The 24111-nt window shown below is 48.4% G+C and carries 19 protein-coding genes; 10 read left to right on the top strand and 9 right to left on the bottom strand.

Annotated features, from left to right (window positions below):
- Positions 1-27 precede the first annotated feature (27 nt).
- Positions 28-660, top strand: a complete 633-nt coding sequence (locus MTO69_RS05145) for an energy-coupling factor ABC transporter permease (RefSeq protein ID WP_248331730.1) — start codon at positions 28-30, stop codon at positions 658-660.
- Positions 661-779: 119 nt separating this feature from the next.
- Positions 780-1280: a YfbU family protein gene (locus tag MTO69_RS05140; protein WP_248331728.1), complete on the top strand. Its 501-nt coding sequence runs from the start codon at positions 780-782 to the stop codon at positions 1278-1280.
- A 95-nt stretch (positions 1281-1375) separates the two neighbouring features.
- On the opposite strand, the gene MTO69_RS05135 is transcribed toward MTO69_RS05140, so the two are convergent.
- Positions 1376-3262, bottom strand: a complete 1887-nt coding sequence (locus MTO69_RS05135; RefSeq protein WP_248331726.1) for a methyl-accepting chemotaxis protein — start codon at positions 3260-3262, stop codon at positions 1376-1378.
- A 497-nt stretch (positions 3263-3759) separates the two neighbouring features.
- Between MTO69_RS05135 and MTO69_RS05130 the strand changes: the two genes are divergently transcribed.
- The 3 genes from MTO69_RS05130 to MTO69_RS05120 all read left to right on the top strand — a co-directional run bounded on the left by MTO69_RS05130 (position 3760) and on the right by MTO69_RS05120 (position 8626).
- Entirely contained in the window at positions 3760-5694 is a 1935-nt protein-coding gene (locus MTO69_RS05130; protein ID WP_248331724.1) for a PrkA family serine protein kinase, read from the top strand.
- A 106-nt stretch (positions 5695-5800) separates the two neighbouring features.
- On the top strand, positions 5801-7072 hold the full coding sequence (locus MTO69_RS05125) for a YeaH/YhbH family protein (RefSeq protein WP_248331722.1): 1272 nt from the start codon (positions 5801-5803) through the stop codon (positions 7070-7072).
- Between the two features lie 9 nt (positions 7073-7081).
- Entirely contained in the window at positions 7082-8626 is a 1545-nt protein-coding gene (locus MTO69_RS05120) for a SpoVR family protein (protein ID WP_248331720.1), read from the top strand.
- Between the two features lie 115 nt (positions 8627-8741).
- Here MTO69_RS05120 and kdsB read toward each other — a convergent pair whose 3' ends face one another.
- Genes kdsB through MTO69_RS05095 form a run of 5 tightly spaced genes read right to left on the bottom strand, consistent with a single transcriptional unit; the run spans position 8742 to position 14323 of the window.
- Positions 8742-9494, bottom strand: a complete 753-nt coding sequence (gene kdsB, locus MTO69_RS05115; RefSeq protein WP_248331718.1) for a 3-deoxy-manno-octulosonate cytidylyltransferase — start codon at positions 9492-9494, stop codon at positions 8742-8744.
- Positions 9494-9673 (bottom strand): Trm112 family protein, encoded by a 180-nt coding sequence (locus MTO69_RS05110; protein WP_176288089.1) that lies wholly within the window; start codon positions 9671-9673, stop codon positions 9494-9496. The genes kdsB and MTO69_RS05110 overlap by 1 nt, the downstream gene beginning before the upstream one ends.
- On the bottom strand, positions 9654-10664 hold the full coding sequence (gene lpxK / locus MTO69_RS05105; RefSeq protein ID WP_248331716.1) for a tetraacyldisaccharide 4'-kinase: 1011 nt from the start codon (positions 10662-10664) through the stop codon (positions 9654-9656). Before lpxK ends, MTO69_RS05110 begins: the two co-directional genes overlap by 20 nt.
- Positions 10665-10666: 2 nt before the next feature.
- The gene (msbA, locus tag MTO69_RS05100) at positions 10667-12415 is read right to left on the bottom strand and encodes a lipid A ABC transporter ATP-binding protein/permease MsbA (protein ID WP_248331714.1); all 1749 of its coding nucleotides are present in this window, start codon (positions 12413-12415) and stop codon (positions 10667-10669) included.
- Between the two features lie 33 nt (positions 12416-12448).
- Entirely contained in the window at positions 12449-14323 is a 1875-nt protein-coding gene (locus tag MTO69_RS05095) for a DNA internalization-related competence protein ComEC/Rec2 (protein WP_248331712.1), read from the bottom strand.
- A 374-nt stretch (positions 14324-14697) separates the two neighbouring features.
- Here MTO69_RS05095 and MTO69_RS05090 point away from each other — a divergent pair, with 374 nt between their 5' ends.
- Positions 14698-15228: a DUF2062 domain-containing protein gene (locus MTO69_RS05090; protein WP_248331710.1), complete on the top strand. Its 531-nt coding sequence runs from the start codon at positions 14698-14700 to the stop codon at positions 15226-15228.
- Positions 15229-15333: 105 nt separating this feature from the next.
- Here the strand turns inward: MTO69_RS05090 and lolE are convergent, their stop codons facing one another.
- Genes lolE through lolC form a run of 3 tightly spaced genes read right to left on the bottom strand, consistent with a single transcriptional unit; the run spans position 15334 to position 18466 of the window.
- A complete protein-coding gene (gene lolE, locus MTO69_RS05085) occupies positions 15334-16578 on the bottom strand; it encodes a lipoprotein-releasing ABC transporter permease subunit LolE (protein WP_248331708.1) in 1245 nt (414 codons plus the stop codon).
- A complete protein-coding gene (gene lolD, locus MTO69_RS05080; protein ID WP_248331706.1) occupies positions 16579-17265 on the bottom strand; it encodes a lipoprotein-releasing ABC transporter ATP-binding protein LolD in 687 nt (228 codons plus the stop codon).
- Positions 17258-18466, bottom strand: a complete 1209-nt coding sequence (lolC, locus tag MTO69_RS05075; RefSeq protein WP_248331704.1) for a lipoprotein-releasing ABC transporter permease subunit LolC — start codon at positions 18464-18466, stop codon at positions 17258-17260. The genes lolD and lolC overlap by 8 nt, the downstream gene beginning before the upstream one ends.
- 179 nt (positions 18467-18645) lie before the next feature.
- On the opposite strand from lolC, the gene MTO69_RS05070 reads away from it, so the two are divergent.
- From MTO69_RS05070 to MTO69_RS05055, 4 genes are read left to right on the top strand one after another with little or no spacing between them, the layout of a single operon-like run.
- The gene (locus MTO69_RS05070) at positions 18646-19212 is read left to right on the top strand and encodes a PilZ domain-containing protein (RefSeq protein WP_248331702.1); all 567 of its coding nucleotides are present in this window, start codon (positions 18646-18648) and stop codon (positions 19210-19212) included.
- A 7-nt stretch (positions 19213-19219) separates the two neighbouring features.
- Positions 19220-22681 carry a transcription-repair coupling factor gene (gene mfd, locus MTO69_RS05065; protein ID WP_248331700.1) on the top strand — a complete coding sequence of 1154 codons (3462 nt, stop codon included), beginning with the start codon at positions 19220-19222 and terminating at the stop codon, positions 22679-22681.
- A 51-nt stretch (positions 22682-22732) separates the two neighbouring features.
- The gene (locus MTO69_RS05060) at positions 22733-23518 is read left to right on the top strand and encodes a peptidoglycan binding protein CsiV (protein WP_248331698.1); all 786 of its coding nucleotides are present in this window, start codon (positions 22733-22735) and stop codon (positions 23516-23518) included.
- A 33-nt stretch (positions 23519-23551) separates the two neighbouring features.
- Entirely contained in the window at positions 23552-24088 is a 537-nt protein-coding gene (locus MTO69_RS05055) for a GNAT family N-acetyltransferase (protein ID WP_248331696.1), read from the top strand.
- Positions 24089-24111 lie beyond the last annotated feature (23 nt).

Here is a 24111-nt window from a genome sequence, read left to right as displayed (position 1 = left end):
GCATTAGTCTGCTTACTGTTGGTTTTAATGACAATCGCTCTAGTTTGGCGCGACGCTACCCGGGTTATGCTCAACAAACTAAAGACAGAGCGAGCTTTCCAACACATTACCTTCGCCGTTATCGTTATCTACTGGGCACTGTGGTCGGCAGAAGCCGGGGTAAAAGCAGGCCTGGCCATTCACTTTCTCGGGCTCACAAGTTTAACCTTAATGTATGGCTGGCGCAGCGCTTTTGCCCTATCACTGCCTATCACGCTTCTGATGACCATGTTAGGGCCGCTTAACTGGCATGAAATACCGGAGTTTTTGGTTTTCTCCGCACTGATACCCATATTGATCAGTTACAGCGTGTTTCTGCTCAGCTATCACTACCTTCCGCGCAACATCTTTGTGTTTATTTTTGTCGCAGGTTTTATCAATGGCGCACTCACCGGCACGCTTCACCTGCTGATAAATTCTATCTACTACCTGTTTGTTACTGACTACGATTGGCAAACCATCTACAGCAATTACTTGATGTTCACTCCACTGCTGGCATTTCCTGAAGGTCTGATTAACGGCATGGCCGCAGCGATGCTGACAGTATTTAAACCCGAACTGCTACGCGTGTTTTCTGATAGAGACTATATCTACAATCATTACCACAATAATGATGAATAAATCTTGCTGAATGAGTGTGCTTTTCCTATTAAATATGTGTTGAGATCATGTTTCAGCGTAACGGGAAACGTTAACCTAAGCACATTAAAAATGTATTAGATTGTACTAGTGAGGCCACTATGGAAATGACTAACGCTCAACGTCTGATTTTGTCAAATCAGTACTACTTAATGTCACAAATGGATCCTGCAAACGCTGCCAAGTATCAACGTCTACAGACCATTGTCGAACGTGGCTATGAGCTGCAGATGAGCGAGTTTAACAAAGATTTTGGCTGCTTAGTGGAAGCAGAGTGTCGCGAAGTCATCGACATCATGGAGATGTACCATGCGATGCAAGAATCGAACAAGATGCTAACAGAGCAGGAGCAAAAAGAGGTGGATCAGCGTCGACTCACCTTCTTGGGCTTTGATATCGCCTCAGAAGCGCAACTGGTGAATTACGTCCGTTTCTTGGTGGACTCTGAAGGCCTTTACCCTCAGTTTGATAAAGGTGAACATCACTTTAACGCGCAAATGCCAATGCTAGAAAAATATCGTCGTATGCTTACAACATGGCGCAAGTGCCCAAGGCAGTACCATTTGTGTGCCAATGAACTTAAACAGATCTTTAACGCTTAAGCACTCTACTGATAAAACAATGGGGCCAAACGGCCCCATTTTTCTTTGTTGAATACTAATCTGAATCACTCACTGATCAACTCAATATTCCTACCTTACGACAGTTTAAACGTCGCCACTTTCGCGCTTAAGGCCTCAGCCTGACTCTTAACCTCGTAAGCGCCTTGAGAGCTATCATTAGCACCGTGTACCAATTGATCCGCTACATCCTTAATTGAGGTAATGTTTTGTGTGATCTCGCTAGTGACGTGGGTTTGCTCTTCGGCAGCGGTAGCGATTTGTGTCGCCATATCACTGATTAGTGTCACTGCTGTATTGATCTCAGCCAACGCATTCGCCGCTCGATCAGCATCCGAGACCGAGTGACCCGCCAAATCGGCACTACTGCTCATAATCGATACAGCACGCGCGGTAGTCTCTTGCAATACAGTAATGGTTTTATTGATCTCCTCGGTAGAAGAGTGAGTGCGCTGCGAGAGCACCCGTACTTCGTCTGCAACCACCGCAAAGCCTCGACCTTGTTCACCCGCTCGGGCAGCTTCAATCGCGGCATTAAGCGCCAACAAATTGGTTTGTTCAGCAATATCTTGAATCGTCGACAGTACGGTTGAGATCTCTTGACCATGTCGCTCTAATTCACCCACAACGTCACTGGCGCTTTGCAGTTCACTGGCCAACTTGTTGATTGAGCCTTTGGTTTGTTCGACCAACTGATGCCCATTGTCAGTGCTCGATGTAGAGTCTTGCGCCGCTTGTGCTGTGCGCTCGGCGTGGGAGGCAATCTCCTGCGTCGCACTGGCCAATTCAGTCACTGCAGTCGCGACCATAGTGATCTCTTGCTGCTGATGGTTGATTTCATCCACCGCGCTTTGTGCTCGGCTGGTGCTCAAATCGGACTGTTGGTTGAGTTGGTGCGATTGTTCACGAATGTGGCCAATCAACTGTTGTAAACTGCCGACAAAGGTATTGAAGTTATGCGCCAGCTTACCCACTTCGTCATTGGATTCAACGTCAATACGTTGAGTGAGGTCACCACTACCATTAGCAATTTGCTCTAGGGCAGACGATACATTATTCAGAGGTCTGAACAAGATGTTACACAGAATGTTGAACAGTACAATACACACCACCACGACGATGCCGGTGACCAAAAGTTGACCCCAAACAGCACTAAACAGCGGTGAAACCAACGATTGGCGATCAACAACAACAACAGTTGTTAGGTCGGTATTTTCGATCTTTTGTGCGTAAACCACCGACTCTCGGCCTTTGATATCAACATAGATATCCTGACCACTGTTCGAAGCTTGCTGGATCATTGCGCTCGATAAACCAAGCTCAGTGACGGGCTGATTGAGTAGCTTAGTATTTTGATGGACAAACACGTTGCCTTGCTTGTTGGCAATGAACATGTATCCCTCTCCAGGCAAGATAACCTTTTCGATTCCGCCAACAATGTCTGTGATTTCAACGTCAGCACCCAGCACCACTTGTTGTCCATGTAGATTAAGCGCTTTACCCAGTGAGACCACGTTCGCCCCAGTAGCCGCGGCTACAGTCGGGTTATCCATGAATACTTTGCTTGGCTGCTTAACCGCATTGGTATACCAGCCCCACTTTCTTGGATCGTCATTGCCCGGTGGCAACACGACGCCATTGGCGTTGTCTTGCGTACCGTCAGGATAAGCGAGAAACACGTTGTCAAAACCCGCTGAGTTTTTGACCTGTTGTAAGTGGGTCACAATCGATTCGCGCTGAGACTCTTGCGACAGCGAAGTCAGTGCCCGCTCCTTGGAGAGAATCCAGTCCGACACATATTGGTTGTAAGAAGAGGTGGTGCTTTGCAAGCGTTGCTCTACTTCCACATCGAGCCGCTCTAATGCTGCGCGAAAAGACAACCCCTCAACCAACAGTCCCCCGATGACTATGGCAAGGCTCGCAGAAATCGCGAGCTTATTTTTTAACGATAGGTTTTTTAACATTCTTAGTTCACTTTAATTTTAATTATGCAATCAATTATTTGATCTCTAGCATTATATTTTTAGGTCAAAAATAAATCATGATCTGCATCGAAAGTTAACAAATAAACTCTGCAAGAATAGAAGTTCGATGCTCGCTACGACAGCGTATTACGAGTCGATTTTCATATCTAAATATAATTTTCAACCTAGGACACATAATCTCACTGTCATTATTGAGCGTACTAATAATAGTGGTGGGTCAAATCATTCGTCGCGACAATCATTGTTTAACTAGCTCGATAGCGCTGATGATTTTGATGGGAATAATCAGTGGGATAAATGACTAACGCCGCGTGGCGAAAATTGTAGGTCTCGGGCAGCGGGCTCTAGTCACAGATTGCAATTAAACACATATTTTTTAAGCAAAATTCTAAAAGCCAACTAGGATTATATAAGAAAGGATTTGCTTTTCTATGCGGGTTTATTGTCAGTTCGACAAGTTCAGAGGGGAATTCATTATGAGTATTTTCGACCATTTCCAAGCGCGCTACGAAGCCTCCAAGGACGAGGAGTTATCGCTACAAGATTTTCTTGCTCTTTGTAAAGATGACAAGAGTGCTTATGCTAACGCCGCAGAGCGGCTGCTGATGGCCATTGGGGAACCAGAGCTCATCGATACCGCGCAAGATCCTCGCCTAAGTCGTATTTTCTCTAACCGCGTCATCTCGCGTTACGAAACATTTAAAGATTTCTACGGCATGGAAGAAGCGATTGAGCAAATTGTCTCTTACCTAAAACATGCCGCTCAAGGGCTGGAAGAGCGCAAGCAAATCCTATATCTACTCGGTCCTGTTGGCGGTGGTAAATCTTCCTTGGCGGAAAAACTAAAAGCACTGATGCAACAAGTTCCGATCTACGTACTCTCCGCCAACGGCGAACGTAGTCCGGTCAATGACCATCCGTTCTGCTTATTCGATGTCAACGAGGATGGTGAGTTGCTCAAGCAAGAATACGGCATCGACAAGCGCTATCTGCGCTCGATCATGTCTCCTTGGGCAGCGAAGCGTCTGCATGAGTTTGGCGGCGATATATCCAAGTTCAAAGTGGTCAAAGTGCGTCCTTCCATTCTTGACCAACTCGCCATCGCTAAAACTGAGCCGGGGGATGAAAACAACCAAGACATCTCTTCTTTGGTCGGTAAAGTCGACATTCGCCAACTCGAGCATTTCTCGCAGAACGATCCAGACGCCTACAGTTACTCCGGCGCCTTGTGTCGAGCCAACCAAGGTCTGATGGAATTTGTCGAGATGTTTAAAGCCCCAATCAAGGTGCTGCACCCTCTCTTGACCGCTACACAGGAAGGGAACTACAACGGTACCGAAGGTCTTTCAGCATTACCATTCGACGGTATGATTCTGGCTCACTCTAACGAATCGGAATGGCAGACTTTCCGTAACAACAAAAACAACGAAGCTTTCCTTGACCGGGTATACATAGTAAAAGTGCCATACTGCTTGCGCGTATCTGAAGAGGTTAAGATTTATCAGAAACTACTCGATCACTCCGAGCTGTCCAAAGCGCCATGTTCTCCGAGCACCTTAGAGCTATTGTCGCAGTTCAGTATTTTGTCTCGCCTCAAAGATCCAGAGAACTCGTCTATCTTCTCGAAAATGCGGGTCTACGATGGCGAAACGCTAAAAGATACCGATCCAAAAGCCAAAAGCTATCAAGAATATCGCGACTTTGCTGGAGTCGACGAAGGTATGTCGGGCCTGTCTACCCGTTTTGCGTTCAAAATACTGTCCCGTGTATTCAACTTTGACCAAACGGAAGTGGCCGCCAACCCAGTGCATCTGTTCTACGTTATCGAACAGCAAATTGAGCGTGAGCAGTTCCCTCAAGAAACCGCAGAGCGATACCTTGAGTTCCTTAAAGGCTACCTAGTGCCACGCTATGTTGAGTTTATCGGTAAAGAGATTCAAACCGCTTACTTGGAGTCTTACTCCGAATATGGTCAAAACATCTTTGACCGCTACGTCACCTACGCCGACTTCTGGATTCAAGATCAAGAGTACCGTGATCCTGAAACTGGCCAGTTGTTCGACCGCTCTGCGCTCAACAACGAGTTAGAGAAAATTGAAAAAACCGCAGGAATCAGCAACCCGAAAGACTTCCGTAATGAGATCGTTAACTTTGTGCTTCGTGCACGCGCTAACAATAACGGTACCAACCCAGTTTGGACCAGTTACGAGAAGCTACGTACCGTGATCGAGAAGAAAATGTTCTCGAACACCGAAGAGTTGCTCCCTGTTATCTCGTTCAACACCAAAACCTCTTCTGAAGATCAGAAGAAACACGATGACTTTGTCGCCCGCATGATGGAGAAAGGCTACACAGAGAAACAAGTTCGCTTGTTGTCTGAGTGGTACTTACGCGTACGCAAGTCTTCTTAATAGCAGTGTTTAGCCCACATCCCTCCGACCTCCAAACCTGAGGTCGGACGGGTAGCAGTAACGATGGCAGCCTGAAACAAGGTATGTGCGAGATAAGGGGTACCTCATGGCGCAATTTATTGACCGACGACTGAACGGCAAAAATAAGAGCGCGGTTAACCGCCAGCGCTTTTTACGCCGCCACAAAGAGAAGATTAAAGAGTCTGTGGCTGATGCAGTAAATCGCCGTTCAATTACGAACACAGAGACGGGAGAAGACGTCTCTATTCCACACAAAGACATCAATGAGCCCGTATTTCATCAAGGTAAAGGCGGGCTGAAAGAACGGGTCCATCCTGGTAACGATCAATTCTCGACCGGAGATAAAATTGAACGCCCCAAAGGTGGAGGGCAAGGTGGAGGTTCTGGTGAAGGCGATGCCAGCCCCGACGGTGAGGGCCAAGATGAGTTCGTGTTCCAAATTTCCAAGGATGAGTACCTCGATATCTTGTTTGAAGATCTAGAGCTACCCAACTTAGAAAAGAACCAAATCAACAAAATCACAGAATGGAAAACGCACCGTGCCGGTTATCAAACCGCAGGGGTGCCCGCCAATATTTCTGTGGTCAAATCTCTACAGCAATCCCTTGCACGTCGAACCGCAATGACCGCGGGTAAAAAGCGTATGTTGCGTGAACTCGAGCAAGAGCTGGATCGGGTCAAAATGTCGGAGCCTGCACAGCTTCTTGAAGAGCAAAGACTGCAAGAGGAAATCAAAGCGTTACGACACAAGATTCAAACTGTGCCCTTTATCGATACGTTTGATTTACGCTTCAAAAACTACGAACGCCGCCCTATTCCATCGAGTCAGGCCGTGATGTTTTGTCTTATGGATGTGTCAGGGTCGATGGACCAAGCGACCAAAGATATCGCTAAACGTTTTTATGTGCTGCTGTACTTGTTCCTAACTCGCACCTACGAAAACGTGGATGTGGTCTTTATTCGCCATCATACACAAGCCAAAGAAGTCGATGAGCATGAGTTCTTTTACTCACAGGAAACCGGAGGAACCATAGTCTCTAGCGCGCTCAAATTGATGCATGAAATCGTCGCAGAGCGCTACCCAACTGGCGAATGGAACATCTATGCTGCTCAAGCTTCAGATGGGGATAACTGGGCCGATGACTCGCCTCGATGCCGAGATCTTCTGACCAAACACTTGCTACCTAATTGCCAATACTACTCGTACATCGAGATTACCCGACGTTCGCATCAAACTTTATGGCACGAATACGAAAAGCTGGAAGGCGAGTTCGCCAACTTTGCCATGAAAAACATTCGCACGGTTGAAGATATCTTCCCTGTGTTCAGAGAGCTTTTCAAAAAAGAGCATGCTTAGGGAGGCCATATGACAACAACTAAAGCCAAGAAGAAGCCGACAAAAAGCAAGGCACTTCCCGATGGTCCAGATTGGACATTTGATTTGTTGGAGCGCTATCACACAGAAATCAAGCGCGTCGCCGAGCACTACCGCTTAGACAGTTACCCAAATCAAATCGAGGTGATCACCTCTGAGCAGATGATGGACGCTTACTCCAGTATCGGTATGCCCATCAATTACAATCACTGGTCATTTGGTAAAAAGTTTATTCAAACCGAGCAAGGTTATAAGCATGGCCAGATGGGGCTGGCCTACGAAATCGTGATCAACTCCGATCCTTGTATTGCCTATCTGATGGAAGAAAACACCGTAACCATGCAAGCTTTAGTGATGGCGCACGCTTGCTACGGCCATAACTCCTTTTTTAAAGGCAACTACTTATTCCAAACTTGGACCGACGCGAGCTCGATCATCGACTACCTGCTGTTTGCTAAGAAATACATTGCTGACTGCGAACAAAAGTATGGTGTCAAAGAGGTCGAAGAGCTCCTCGACTCTTGTCATGCTCTCATGAACTATGGTGTCGACCGCTACAAGCGTCCAGAAAAGATCTCCATAGCCGAAGAAAAATTGCGTCAAGAGGAGCGTGAAAGCTACCTGCAATCTCAAGTTAATGACTTATGGCGCACGGTTCCAAAATCGAAAGTGGAAACAGAGAGCCAAAAGACTCGATTCCCTTCCGAGCCACAGGAAAACATTCTCTATTTCATTGAAAAGCACGCGCCACTACTCGAGTCTTGGCAAAGAGAAATAGTGCGAATTGTTCGTAAGATCAGCCAGTACTTTTACCCACAAAAACAGACTCAGGTCATGAACGAAGGTTGGGCTACGTTCTGGCACTACACCATCCTCAATCACCTTTACGACGAAGGGCTGGTGACCGATAGGTTCATACTGGAGTTTCTTCATAGTCACACCAGTGTCGTCGCTCAGCCACCCTACAACAGCCCCTACTTTAGCGGGATTAATCCCTACGCGTTAGGGTTTGCCATGTTCCAAGATATTCGTCGCATCTGCGAAAACCCAACCGATGAGGACAAAGAATGGTTCCCTGAACTTGCAGGGTCAGACTGGCTGGACGCAGTGCACTTCGCGATGCAAAACTTCAAAGATGAAAGTTTTATCAGTCAGTACTTGTCGCCCAAACTCATCCGTGACTTTAAGCTGTTTGCCGTTGTTGACGACGATCGTAAAAACTTCATTGAAGTCAGTGCGATTCATGATGATATGGGCTATCGAGCGATACGCGAAAAGCTGGCCGCTCAATACAACTTAAGTAACCTTGAGCCCAATATTCAAGTCTACAATGTCGATGTGAGGGGAGACCGTTCACTCACTTTACAATACGTTCCCCATGATCGTATCCCACTCGATGGCAGCTACGAAGAGGTATTGAAACATCTCTACCGCCTGTGGGGCTTCGATGTGGTACTTGAGGAGGTGAAAGAGAGTGGACGACGGGAGATCATAGGTGCTTGCCCAAAGCGTAATGACTATGACGCGAAAATATAGTCACTAAACAATACTGTTTAATCGCTAAACACAAAAGGCCCGAGAAGGGCCTTTTCTATTAATACCAACCAGCATAAGTATCTATTCACCTATTTATCCTGTTTGGTATAACTGATTATCGATTGGCGATGATTTGTCTGACCAGTTCGAGATCTTCAGGTGTATCAACCCCGGCTGCAGGCGCTTGCTTAGCAACCGCGACATGAATATTTTCGCCATGCCACAACACACGCAGTTGCTCCAAACATTCAATCTTCTCGAGTGCGGTTGGCTGCCAGTTAATGTAAGTGTTAATGAAACCCGCACGATAAGCGTAAATGCCAATATGACGCATGAGAGGTTGGGCAATCGACTTGGGCTCAAGCGCAAAATTATCCCGATCCCAAGGAATGGTCGCGCGGCTAAAATAGAGCGCGTAGCCATCTTTATCAATGACCACTTTGACCGCATTTGGATTAAAAACCTCTGCTTGGTCTTCAATCTCAACCGCAAGTGTGGCCATCGGTGCGGCACTATCAGCGAGGTTTTCTGCTACCTGCTTAATGATAGAAGGCGGAATTAACGGCTCGTCACCTTGCACATTCACGATGATATGATCGTCGGCAATAGACATTTTCTCGACCACTTCAGCCAATCGCTCAGTGCCCGATTCATGATCCGCTGATGTCATGCAGACTTGACCGCCAAAACCTTTCACCGCTTGCTCAACACGCTTATCATCAGTGGCGATGATCACTTGATCAGCGCCAGCTTGTATCGCTTGCTCATAGACCCACTGAATCATAGGTTTACCTGCAATATCCGCCAACGGCTTACCCGGCAAGCGGGTCGACTGGTAACGAGCAGGAATCACTACGGTAAATGACATTATCTGCCCTCGTCCATGTTCATTTTGCGCGCTTCAGGCTCCAACAATACTGGGATGCCCTCTTTGATTGGGTAGGCAAGGCGGTCAAACTTACACACAAGTTCTTGTTTCTCTTTATCAAATGCAAGTTTGCCTTTACATACAGGACAGGCAACAATCTCAAGCAGACGGTGATCCATACTTTTCCTTAACCTCTTTAATTGTATTTAGAATATGCGTTTGGTCTTGCTGGCCAAAAGAAGCGCTAACCGGTAAAAACCACCAATTGGCTTTGGCGTACTCCGCACATTTTACTGCATCTTTCTCTGTCATGATTAGATGTTGGCCTTTACTGGCCAACTCATCTAATCGCGATGGTTGAATCTCTTCATGGTCAGCATAGCTTTGTGCGTGCAACAAATTCGCACCAAGCTGCTGCAAAGTGTTAAAAAATCTCGGTGGATGGCCAATTCCTGCCATCGCTACTAAGCCATCATTAAGCTCAGTAACGTCGGCTCGCTCACCGGTGAGCAAGTTTACCGCTTGCTGCGGCTGCAACGTCATCGCCAACTCACCAGGTAGAGCCTCACCCCCATTGGTAATAATCAGATCGACTTCACTTAAGCGCTGAATAGGTTCCCGGAGGGGCCCCAATGGCAATAATGCTTGGTTACCAAAACGGCGCATGCCGTCCACAACCACAATTTCAATATCTCGCTGCAGCGCATAGTGCTGTAAGCCGTCATCGGTGATGATGATATCAACACCAAGCGGTAGCAACGCTTTAACCGCGTCACTTCTTACTGGCGATACGGCAACAGGCGCTCCAGTTCGTTTATGAATAAGCTTAGGCTCATCGCCACAATGCTTAGTTGATGTTGTGCTTTCAACGAGCAACGGGTAGTGAGGAGCTTTGGCGCCATAACCGCGCGACACAACCCCCGGTTTATAGCCCATCTGCTGCAACTGCTCGACCAACCATACTACCACTGGCGTTTTACCGTTGCCCCCGGCGGTGATATTCCCGACCACAACTACTGGCACAGGCGCTCGATAGCTGGTTTTGCTGCCGCTTTGAAATTGACGCCGCCGGCGAGTACTTATCAGTGCAAACAGTTTACTCAGTGGCCACAGTAGTGGCCACAAAAGGTGGGCTAGCGGGTGCTTCTCAAACCAGATTTTCTCAATCAAGGTTAAGCCCCAAACTGGATGCGGTGTAACTGCGCATATGCGCCATCTTTTTCGATAAGCGTTGCATGGTTGCCGCGCTCTACGATTTCACCTTCATCAACCACCAAGATCTCATCAGCATTTTCAATGGTAGAGAGACGGTGAGCGATCACCAGCACGGTTTTATTCTTCTGCAGTTCATCCAATGCAGACTGAATCGCTTTCTCAGACTCTGTATCAAGCGCGGATGTCGCCTCATCGAGAATAAGCACCGGCGCATCGCGTAATAACGCCCGGGCGATGGCAATACGTTGACGTTGTCCACCAGACAAACTGGCGCCATTCTCACCAATCACAGTATCTAAACCATCATCCATCGACTCAATAAAGTCCATGGCATATGCCAAGCGCGCAGCCTGTTCTATTTGCTCTCGGCTGTACTTCTCAGTAGCAGCATAAGCGATATTGTTGGAAATCGTATCGTTAAATAGGTGCACATTTTGAGACACCAACGCAAAATGAGAGCGAAGATTGCTTAACTTGTAGTCACGGATGTCGTGTCCATCCAGATAAATCGTCCCAGCATCGACATCATAAAAACGGGTAAATAAGTTGGCGATCGTACTCTTGCCCGAGCCTGAGCGCCCAACTAAGGCGACTGTTTTTCCTCGAGGAATCGTAAAGCTAACGTCACTCAACGCGGGTTTCTCTTTACCTGCGTAAGTAAAGGTCACCTCTTTCACTTCGATGTCACCACGAGCCTTTTCGACTTCATACTGGCCACTATCACGTTCAGTTTCTAAGTCCATTAAAGCGAACAAGGTTTGGCTGGCCGCCATACCACGCTGAAACTCTGAGGTTACATTCGTCAGCGCTTTGAGTGGTCGCATTAAGCCAAACATAGCTGAAAAGACCACGGTAAAAGTCCCAGGCGTTAGCTCTGAACGAATGGAATCGACACTGGCGAGAAACAGCACCACAATCAACGCAATTGAAGCAATTAATTGAATCACTGGGTTCGCGATTGCCTGCGCGGCGACCAGCTTCATTGATTGTTGGCGCATCGTGTTACTCACAGAATCAAAGCGCTCCTTCTCGACACGCTGACCACCATAACTCAATACCACTTTATGGCCTTTAAGCATCTGCTCCGCCGATGAGGTGACATGTCCCATCGCGTCTTGCATATTCTTTGAGATTTTTCGGAAACGTTTTGACACCACACCGATGCCCCAAGCAACGAGCGGCGCGACAACAAACAGTACTAGCGAGAGCTCCCAGCTGTTCCAAAACATCAGAACAAGCAAGCCGACAATACTCGCGCCCTCGCGCACGATGCTCACCAACGCGCGACTGGTTGCCCCGGCGACCTGCTCAGAATCATAAGTGATTCGAGACAGTAGACCACCGGCCGACTCTTTGTCGAAGTAAGCAACCGGCATGTGCATAAACTGATTAAAGATCGAGCGACGCATCTCCATAACCACATTACCCGACACCCAGCTCAAACAGTAAGTGGATACAAAACCGCTCAAGCCGCGCACCACCATCATGCCAAAGATGATAATTGGTAAAATCCGCAAAAAATTGGATTCAGTATTACCAAACCCTTCATCAAGTAACGGTTTAAGTAGAGAGACCATGTAAGTATCGGCCATCGCATTGATGATCAATGCAACGACAGCAACTGCAAGACCTGCTTTGTACAAGCGAATGTAGGTCCACAAGCGTTTGAAGGTTTGCCAAGTTGTTTCGTCTTGATTCAGAGACATAGAAGTGCTTAATTTTCTTTTGCAATAATCTTCCTATTCTACTCCCTTACGCAGCATCTGCCTATACCAACTCCCCCCTTTCCTTTGCCTTAGCGTGGAGTAGTTATAGCGATCAGAATAAAATTTGACCGTTACCTGACCTTCACTGCCACTATCGAGCCACTCGGCACCAAGTTGTTGATATCTTGCGACCACAAGTGGGTGAGGCAGTCGCCAGCGGCCATTTTTTTCGGTCGATGCTAATGCCAACGCAGGCTGGATACGTTCGATAAATGGAGCAAGTGATGAGGTTCGACTGCCGTGATGCGGAACGGTCATGATTTCGGCATGCAATGCACCACCTTTCCTGATCAGTAGCCACTCAGCAATGGTCTCAATGTCACCGGTCAACAGAACGCTCAAATCCAGTTGCGGATCATGGATTCGAATCACGCACGAGTGCGGGTTAAAGGCGCGCGTCGCAAGCTTAGTCGGCCATAGCACCTCCAAAGTGAGATGTCCCCAAGCCCATTGTTCACCCGCAATACAACGACGCTTTCCAACACCATGCTGACTACTCATTGTGTTGCGCGGTTGCCAGCGTCGGTTTAAATAATCCCACCCTCCGGCGTGGTCATTGTCCATATGGCTAGCAATCAACCAGTCTACGTGTTCGATACCATGCTTGATGAGATAAGGAGTAATGATTTGCTCTGCAATGCTACCGCTTCCCCAAGCCGCTCCCGTATCATAGACAAGCGCCCGAGAGTCTTGACGAATAACTACGGCAAGCCCATGGCCCACATCCAGCATATCCATGACCCAGTTTGGTTTTGTGCGCGACGAGAAGAGTAGTGACAGCGCAAGAAAGAGTGCCAACATGATCGCCAATCGCGAAAACAGCAGTAGCATCACCACAAGCGTGATGGCTAGCACCAACATAGCGAACTGGTGATGCGACATAGTCCACCAGCCCCATGAGGCGTTTTTTAGTGCCCAGTCGAGGGGCGTTAGCAATGCGTCCATCAATGGCCACCACTCTCCGACGTTACCAAGTAACAAAGTCATCAACGTAGCGAAAAACAAATACGGGATCACAATCCAGCTAAACCAAGGCACTAATAGCAAGTTATTAAGGAAAGCGGCCAGACTCATCCCTTGAAAAAGCCAAGATACCAAAGGAGCCATGGCAACCACGATGACTAGTTGAGCACATACTGCTTTGGTAACCCAATGCCAATGGCGCGGGATCAGTACAACACAAACCATCACGCAGGCGACGGCGTACATAGACATCCACAAACTGGAGCTGATGACAGAAAATGGGTCTATCAGCAACAGCAGAGATAATACCAGTAACCACTTAAACGGATAAGGCAGATGTCCGCCGCGCAGTTGCATTGCACACAGCATTACACACATAAGCAGTGCGCGCTGAGTGGGAATCAAGAACCCAGCCAACCAAGCGTAAACCGTCGCGAGTGCGAGCCCAAACACTAGCGGAGCCCACGATAACCGTGGCGAGAAAGTAATCAAAGTGAGGCCAAGTGCCCAACCAACAGAGAAAGCGATACCAATGTGTAGCCCCGAAATCGCCACTAAATGACTGAGCCCACTCTGTTGCAACTGCAACCAGGTGTCTGAAGATATCTCATCCCTGAGACCAAACAACAAGGCTCGAATCTCCGCTGTGTGCTGGCTATCGCCCGTGGCTTGCGCAATCGTCTGTATCCACTGGTTTCGAATGCCCGAAGTACTTAGAAGATAGTAACTATCCTTGGGTTTTATCGATGCGCGGCCCACCACTCGGGTACTCAACGCGTATTGTTCACCGTCAAATCCCACTTCATTTAGCTTGGCGACTATCGGCCGCAAGTGCACCGCTGCGGATACAATCTCGCCCGGTTGAAGCTTCAGTGGGGCCGACAATTTGATTTTTGGCTGCTCAAGACTGGTTAAAGCTTGTCCGTTAATTGATCTAACTAAAACTATGCCCTGAAAGCCGAATTTTATTGGCGTAAAAAAGCTGTCAACCTCAGCAATTATGCTAATATCGCTCCCTGCTTGGAAAAGTGTTTCGCTTTGCAGGCGCATCACATTACCGTGCGCCAAAACTACAACACACGCTAGAGCTAAACCAACAAATACTCTTACTCTCCTATACTTAACAGTTATCACTAACAGTACGGTGGCAATAAATAAGTAATCCCAGCTAGGCATAATCGGCCAAAGCGGGCTGGATAACACCAGAAGCGAGAACGAGATTAGCGTCCAATAATGTAAGTAGAGAGTCATATTCCCCTATGCCAAGAAAATTCATTAAGCGCTTTATGCCTGACCACGAAGTTATTAAGCGTCAAAAGGCACTAAAGATTTTTGGCAATGTGCTTTACAACCCAAACCTATGGTGTTTGAACCGTCGTTCTGCGGCCGGTGCTTTCGCTGTGGGCCTGTTTATGGCTTTTGTACCGCTGCCTAGTCAGATGATCATGTCTGCGGGTCTGGCTATTGCGTGTGGTGTTAATCTGCCCTTATCGGTGGCTCTGGTTTGGGTGAGCAACCCTGTCACTATGCCGGTGCTGTTCTACTTTGCCTACAAAGTAGGCGCTTGGACAATGCAAGTTCCGCCGCAACACTTTCATTTCGAGCTGTCGTGGGAGTTCCTACTGCATCAAATGAGCACGATGGGCCCGCCGTTCCTTTTGGGCTGTTTAATTTGTGGCCTTGCCTCTGCCATGCTGGGTTACTTTGGAATTACGGCGCTGTGGCGCTATTCGGTGGTCAGGAGCTGGCAACAGCGTCAGAGCAGAATAAGAAGCCTACTGAAGAAGTAAATATCGACTGGGCCAAGATATGATGGGCTCGTGGATTAAATGAATACTTGATGTACCCCAAGAATGAAAAAAGGACCGCTCTGGTCCTTTTTTACTTTTCGCGGGTTATTTGGCGCTTAACACTGACGCGGGGTTAAGTTTGCTTGCCCTTGATGCCGGATACCAGGTCGCCAGCAAACTTAAAACAATGGCTGTGCCGGACACTAACACCACGTCTAGCCCATTGACTTGAGACGGCAAAAAGTCGACAAAGTAGATGTCTCCCGATAAAAATTGATGGCCCAGCAACTGCTCAAGTGCGGCAATCATAGGCGTAAGATTCAGTGCGACCAACACACCAATCACGCTACCAGCAACACTACCTAGCACGCCGGAAAACACGCCTTGCCAAACAAAAATACGTTTAACCAAGCCATCATTAGCGCCCATGGTCCTCAAGATAGCGATCTCGGCCGCTCGGTCTTTAACGGCCATCATCAGTGTCGAGACAATATTAAAGCTGGCCACACCAATCACCAATACCATCACCAAGTACATGATGGTGCGTACTAACTGAATATCGCGATAGAGAAAACCGTACTTTTGCTGCCAACTGCGCAAGTAAACGTAAACATTAAGTGTGTTACCCACTTCACGCACGATCTGCGTGGCCGAGAGCACATCAGTCACCTTCACAGCCACGCCGGTTACACCCTTGCCCATTTTGGCGTACGCTTGTGCATCAGCAAGGGGGACCAACGCCAAGTTATGGTCAATCTGACCATTCAACGTAAGCAAGCCAGCCACTTTGACTCGCACCCGCTTTGGCGCTTGAACCTTAGTCGTCGCGCCGCTGGTTGGGATCATTAAGGTTAAATAATCGCCCTGCTTCACGTCGAGCAAAGCGGCAATGCCACTACCCAAGATCACTTGTTGCTGGCCCGCTTGGAACTCGGCCCAGACTTGCGGGTCAATAAATTCGCTTAAGCTAGAAACGCGACTTTCTGACTCAGGAGCTATCCCCCTGACTTCCAGTGCTTTGAGCTTCACCCCTTTTTCTGCCAGGGCGGTAAACTTAACAAAGGGTGCCGCCGCTGCGATTTTGGGGTGCTTTTCTACCTGGCTAACCACGGAAGGCCACTCGGTCAAAGGGCCTCGAACGCCTTCAAACTCCCCATGTGCAATCACCGAGAGTACGCGATGATTCAACTCACGCTCAAAGCCATTCATCGCAGAAAGACCAATAATGATCACAGCTACGCCAACAGCAATACCTATGGTCGACGAAAGTGAGATAAACGACACCATCTTATTGCGCTGTTTGGCTCGACTAAAGCGGCCTCCAATCAGTAGCGATAACGAGGACAACATTTATTGCCCCTCTACATTGATGAGTAAACCATCTTGCATGTGCAGCTGACGGTCCATCTTCGCTGCAAGCTCACCGTCGTGGGTCACCACCAAAAACGCCGTTTGCGATTCTTGATTAAGCTCACGCATCAAATCATAAATAGATAGCGCTGTCGCATGGTCTAGGTTACCTGTTGGCTCATCGGCGAGCACGAGATCGGGGCTATTGACCAAAGCACGCGCGATGGCCACTCGCTGACGCTCTCCTCCCGATAACTCCGAAGGTCGATGCTCTAATCGGTGACTTAGGCCAACTTTTTCCAGCAGTTCACTTGCAGCCGCTTTGGCTGCTTTTACTTTCGCTCCGCCAATAAGAAGTGGCATGGCCACATTCTCGAGCGCACTAAAGTCAGCCAGCAGATGATGGAACTGATAAACGAAACCCAAGTGTTGGTTGCGCAGCTTAGCTTGATGATTCGAGCTGAGTTTAGATAAATCATGACCTAAAAAAGTCACGTGGCCTTCACTGGCATCATCGAGCGCGCCTAAGATGTGTAGCAAAGTACTCTTACCCGAGCCAGATGTTCCAATAATGGAGGCCAACTCACCACGTTGCAGGTCAAAACTCACGCCTTTAAGTACTTGAGTATCATGGGCACCTTCATGGTAAGTTTTACAAACATTGCGGCACTGGAGAAGGTTACTCATATCTTAAAGCCTCAGCTGGTTTAACGGTGGATGCGCGGTAAGAAGGAAACAAGGTGGCGGCTAGGCTTAGCGCTATCGCTAGCACCACAACGATGATGATTTGCACTGGGTTTATCAGGATAGGTAGCTCGCCACCCACCGAAAATAGCACGACGCCAGCGCTCTCAAGCAAGGCATTAAGGTTGTTGGCCAACAACACGCCTAGGCTGCCGCCGATTAATGCCCCTATCACGCCACTGCTGGCACCCTGTACCATAAAGATTGCGAGAACTTGTCTGTCGCTCATACCCTGGGTTTTAAGAATCGCCACCTCAGACTGTTTCTCCATCACCACCATAATAAGCGCGGATATAATGTTAAACGCCGCGACTCCGATGATCAGGCCCAACATCAACCCCATCATGTTCTTTTCCATCCGTACCGCCTGGAACAGCTCACCGCGCTGATCGCGCCAATCTAGCCACTGCCAGCCTTGAGGTAAAGGTTGGTTGCTCAGCTCACTGACAACAAATGGGTCTTCGAAAAACAGCCGCCAGCCGCTGATCTGGCCCGATTTCATGCGCATCAGTTTTCCCGCATCGTCAATATGAGTGAGCATCAACTGGCCATCCACATCTGAGCCGGTATTGTAAATGCCCGCTACAGTAAACAAGCGTTGACTCGGGATTCTGCCCAGCGGCGTAAACTGGCTCGCGCTGGTCACCATCAAACGAACTTTGTCACCTAGCGACACATCCATTGCGCGGGCGAGTGTATGTCCGATAAATAGTTGATATTGACCCGGCTGCAGGCTAGATAAACGTCCGGCAATCAAATGTGCTTCGATAGGATCATTGTCAGAGGGCTCGATACCGAGCAGTAAACCTGCACTCAACTGAGTTGGGCTTTGAATAATCGCCTCACTTTGAACCACAGGCTCAGGCGCGCCAGCTGTTGAAAGCTGAGTAATAAAGTCGGGCGCTTGAGGCTGCCTCTCAGTATGGCCAGATTGCTCAGAGATCAACGCTTGCGGCAGCACACCGAGAATCCGTCCTTTGAGCTGAGCTTCAAAACCATTCATCACCGATAAAACCGTGACCAACGACATCACGCCGATGGTGATCCCGGCAGTGGACATATAAGAGACAAAACGACTGAATCTATCACCGGATCGCCCACGCAAATAGCGTAAGCCGATAAAGGTGGAGACAGGATGAAACATAGTGGAAACCCAATACCCAGTCATAACACGTAATAATGGGCTTTACTGTACCGATTAATTCCAGACACTTGTAGTGTTTAATTGCCAATTAGTCGTTAAAATATGGCATAAACAAAGGGATAGCTTGATTACTTGACAGCTATAACGATAATCAATGCTATAAGCAGAAGGAATCAAGCATGTCTGACCAAGAGTTTTTTACTGTCAATCACACCATGACTGTCAACGTCGAGCCCTTGCCTCAGGCGAGCGTACTGCCCGGCATCGAAAAGTTTGAAAGCGAGATTCCGGCACCTTTTATTGTTGCCAGCGAGTTCAGCCACCTTGATCTGGTCAACGATAGCGCACGTAATGAGTTGAAAAACAGCGAGTTTAAGCACGTGATCCAATTGCTTGATACGCAAAACTCTAAGCTCAACTTACTGCTGACATTTATGCTCTCGCAACAAGACGATGAACAGTTACGCTTTAAAACCCACGCGTTCGGAGCGAGTCAGTTTACATACATGTCACCAAATGTGCTGGCACTCGACACTAAGGTGCGAGTAAAAATGTTCCTCGACCACCCCGCAGCCGCAATCTACTGCTATGGTCACGTGGTCAAAGTCGAAGAGAATGAAGATACGCAACTCATCACAATCAAATACGACCTGCTGCGAGACGTCGACCAAGACTTACTGATTAAAGCGGCCTTATTTCAACAACAAAAATTGCTTCGTCAGCGCTCTCTGGAGCGAGACAGATAAATACGTTATGCCCAATACTTCACTACTCAATCTCACTGCCGCCAGCGGCGCTGGAGACAAAAAACAATTTGGCAACCTTCGTGGGGCGGGGCTGGCTTTGGCCATTGCTGAGCTTGCCAACAAACACAGTGCACATACTCTGTTAGCGGTGCCCGACCCGCAAACTGCACTCAAGTTGCAACAAGAAATCGAACAATTCACCCAGCAAGAAGTGGCGCTGTTTCCTGATTGGGAAACATTACCCTACGACAACTTCTCGCCGCATCAAGAGATTATCTCTGACCGCATCGCCCGTTTGTACCAATTACCCACGCTAACGGACGGCATCACCATTGTTCCCATTAGTACTTTGCTGCAACGTCAATCGCCGCGTGAGTTTTTGCTCCAACACACCTTAATGGTCAAAGTGGGCGATTTGTTCTCGCTAGAAAAGCTGCGCATCCAGCTTGAAAAATCTGGCTATCGTCATGTCGATCAAGTGTTTGGCCCTGGTGAATACGCCAGCCGTGGCTCCATTCTCGATCTCTACCCAATGGGGGCAAGCAGCCCATATCGTATCGACTTTTTTGATGACGAAATTGATACGATTCGTACCTTCGATCCCGAGAATCAACGTTCAATCGAGGATACCCAAGAGATACGCTTACTGCCTGCTCATGAGTTTCCCACCAGTGAATCGGCCATCGAAGACTTTCGCATTCGTTGGCGTCAGCGCTTTGAGGCGCGTCGCGAGCCTGAGTCTGTCTACATGCAAGTCTCTAAAGGGACTTGGCCATCAGGTATTGAGTATTGGCAGCCGCTGTTTTTTGAGCGTACAGAAACCCTGTTTGACTACATCCCAGAGCAGACTCAGTTAATCACGGTTGGAGAAATCGAATCAGCGATTGATACTTTTCTCGCTGATGTCGAGTATCGTTACGATCAGCGTAAAGTGGATCCACTGCGTCCTCTGCTGCCCCCTGAAGAGCTGTGGCTAAAAAAGGATGAGCTGTTTAGCCACTTCAAGCAATTGCCGCAGAATGCGCTGTTTACCGAGTCAATTGGTGAAAAGCAAGGCCGCAGCAACGCCGCGCTTAACGCTCTTCCTGAGCTTGCGGTTCAGCACCAAAACAAAGAACCGATGGCGGCTTTACGTCAGTTTAGTGAAAGTTTTGCCGGCAAAATCGTTTTTTCGGTCGAGTCTGAAGGTCGCCGCGAAGCGCTGTTAGAACTGTTACAGCGAATCAAGCTAAGACCCGAATCAGCCGCTACGTTTGCTGATGCGCTCGCAAGCCAGCAAAAGTTCAGTTTGGTATTGGGCGCGGCGGAACACGGCTTTATCTTCGCCGACAACCAGGTTGCACTGATTTGTGAAAGTGACTTGCTTGGCGATCGCGTTATTCAGCGCCGCCGCAAAGACCGTAAGAGCACCAACAGTGACGCAGTTATCCGTAACCTTGCCGAGCTAAAACCAGGTCAACCCGTGGTTCATATCGACCACGGTATCGGTCGATACGTCGGTTTACAAACCCTTGAAGCGGGCGGAATGACCACAGAGTATGTGACGCTCGAATATCAAAACGACGCCAAACTTTACGTACCAGTGGCATCGTTAAATCTAATCAGTCGCTACTCAGGCGGCGCAGAGGATGGCGCACCGCTGCACAAATTAGGCGGAGAAGCCTGGGCAAAAGCACGACGTAAAGCCGCGGAAAAAGTGCGCGATGTCGCCGCCGAACTGCTCGATGTTTACGCGAAACGTGAGCTCAAGCCTGGATACAAGTTTGCACTCGATCGCGATCAATACGCCACATTTAAGGCTGGTTTCCCGTTTGAAGAGACCGATGACCAGTCAATGGCCATCAACGCTGTGATGTCTGACATGTGCCAAGCTAAGGCGATGGATAGACTGGTTTGTGGTGATGTTGGCTTTGGCAAAACTGAGGTCGCGATGCGTGCAGCCTTCGTGGCCACCGACAATGGAAAACAAGTCGCCGTATTGGTACCGACTACCTTGCTCGCTCAGCAGCATTTTGAAAACTTCCGTGATCGCTTCGCCAATCTACCTATCCGTGTCGAGGTACTATCACGCTTTAAAACGGCTAAAGAGCAAAAACAGATACTGCAAGACATCGAAGACGGCAAAGTCGACTTGGTGGTTGGGACACATAAACTGCTATCCAACGACATCAAATTCCACGACCTTGGGCTGTTGATCGTCGATGAGGAACATCGATTTGGCGTACGTCAAAAAGAAAAAATGAAAGCGATGCGCGCTGATGTGGATATTCTGACTCTCACCGCCACCCCTATCCCGCGAACGCTAAACATGGCCATGAGTGGTATGCGCGATTTGTCGATCATCGCGACGCCACCAGCACGTCGTTTGGCGATCAAAACCTTTGTTCGTCAACGTGATGATGCCGTGGTTCGCGAGGCTGTGCTTCGAGAAATCATGCGCGGCGGTCAGGTGTACTTCTTACATAACCAAGTAGAAACCATAGAAAAAGTCGCCGCTGACCTTGAAAAACTGATCCCAGAGGCAAGGATTACCGTCGCTCACGGTCAAATGCGCGAGCGTGAGTTGGAGCGGATCATGAACGATTTCTATCATCAACGTTTCAACTTGCTCGTCTGTACCACCATCATCGAAACCGGTATTGATGTCCCTACCGCCAACACCATTATTATGGACCGAGCAGATAACTTAGGTTTGGCGCAATTGCATCAGTTGCGCGGCCGCGTGGGTCGCTCGCACCACCAAGCGTATGCCTATTTGCTGACCCCACACCCTAAAGCGATGACCAAAGACGCGATTAAGCGCCTTGATGCGATTGCCTCGCTTGAAGACTTGGGTGCAGGCTTTACCCTAGCAACGCACGATCTCGAGATTCGCGGAGCCGGTGAACTGCTGGGAGATGAACAGAGCGGACAGATTCAATCGGTAGGCTTTACGCTTTACATGGAAATGCTCGAGCAAGCCGTTGAAGCGCTCAAAGAAGGCAAAGAGCCTTCTTTGGATGAGCTGCTACGCGAGCAAACCGAAGTCGAGATGCGCCTCCCCGCGCTACTCCCAGATGACTACATTCCTGACATTAACACCCGATTGTCGATGTACAAACAAATCGCCAGCGTAAGCAGTAGCGAAGAGTTGAGCGAACTCAAAATCGAGTTGATTGACCGTTTCGGATTGCTGCCAGATGCAGCGAAAAACCTACTGTCTGTCGCTGAATTGAAGCTGACTGCGGCAAGGTTGAAAGTGAAGAAGGTGGAAGCGCACGACAAAGGCGGCTACATCGAATTCTATCCAGATGCTGACATTAACCCGATGTATTTGGTTAAACTATTGCAGTCTCAGCCACAAAAATTCGCTATGGATGGCCCCACTAAGTTCAAGTTTACGATACCATTAGTCGATAGACGCAAAAGAATTCAGTTTGTGAATGACATGTTGGCCGAGTTCCAGCAAAATCTATTGCCTAAGGCTTAAACGTCTCTTAATTAAACCAAAGGTGGCTATCACCTTTATCATGGAGTTGTAATGAAGAAACTGATCCCGCTGTTGCTACTGTTTATTGCAATGCCTTCAATGGCGCAGCGTCAATTCGATATCGAAGTGATCATTTTTAAGCGAGCGGTCGAGGCCGAGCAAACCTCTGAGTCTTGGCCAAACCGTTTACCAGCGATTGATATTGAGCGTGCGGGCTCTTTTGCTGATGCCAGTTTCCGTACCAGCAAAGGGGTGCAAATGTTGCCCTATTCTGAGTACCAATTGAACGGCGAAGTGCAAAAGCTCAATCAACACGCCGGCTTTCAAGTCTTGATGCACAAAGCGTGGCGTCAAGGCGATCAAGGTCGCTTCGGCGCGCCGACGTTCCATGTTCAAGCAGGAAAAGACTACTCAAGTCAGTTTAATGCTGACGGCTCAATGCGAGGCAGTAACGCCAGTCAGGTCATTGATGGGGTCACTGAAGAGAGCATCCCTAAACCGCTTTATGAACTGGACGGTAAGTTGCAGATCTACGTTGAGCACTATCTGTATGCGGATGTTGAGATTGATTTAAAACACCCGAGTGTTCGCAACGTAACCTTACAAGAGCGTGAACCAGAGTTGTCTGAAGCGGCAGCGTCAGAGAGCACAACCTTGGCCACAGATTCAGTGACACAAGTCGGCTTGATGGAAGAAATTTCACCCACCATCGTTAAGCAAGAGTTTTTGAAGAGCTACCGATTAGACCAAAAACGCCGAATGCGCAGTACCGAAACTCATTACCTCGATCACCCTCTAATGGGGATGATCATCCAAGTCCGTCGAGTTAATCAATAATCGATAGCCCTCTCTGTGAGGGCTTTTTATCTTATGAGCCCAGACTATCAAATCATTACTCCTGAGCTAGTTTTGCGCTTGATTGACAGCGAAGAGAGCGCTGAGCTGCAACAGTGTGTTACTCAATCTCCCAGTTTGCATCAATGGGTTGATTGGTGCCACGACCAGTTTTCCAGCGATGACGCCGAGCGATTTATACTCGCCACTCGGCTCAACTGGGTCAAAGGCGAAGCTTATGGGTTTGGCATATTCTGCCGCTCATCCAGACAACTAGTCGGAATGGTGGCTATTAATGAGCTCTATCATACTTTCAACATGGCGAGTATTGGGTATTGGATTAGCGACCGGGCGCAACGCAAAGGGTATGCCAAAAAAGCGGTGCTAGCGCTGAGCGAGTTCTGTTTTGCTCAGCTCAAACTGACTCGAATCGAGATTGTCTGCGATCCAGAAAATGTCGCGAGCCAAAAATTGATCGAAGCGTGTGGTGCTCAATTTGAGTGCCGGGCGAAAAATCGGTTTCTATTTGCAGGCAAACCCAAGACAGGCATGGTTTACTCCATCACGCCATAATTGAAAAGAGCGCCGAAGCGCTC

Source organism: Vibrio sinaloensis (genome assembly GCF_023195835.1).
In the GTDB taxonomy this organism is placed as follows: domain Bacteria; phylum Pseudomonadota; class Gammaproteobacteria; order Enterobacterales; family Vibrionaceae; genus Vibrio; species Vibrio sinaloensis_C.
The sequence above is the reverse complement of the archived record's forward strand: the minus strand, read 5'-3'. Positions and strand labels throughout refer to the sequence as shown.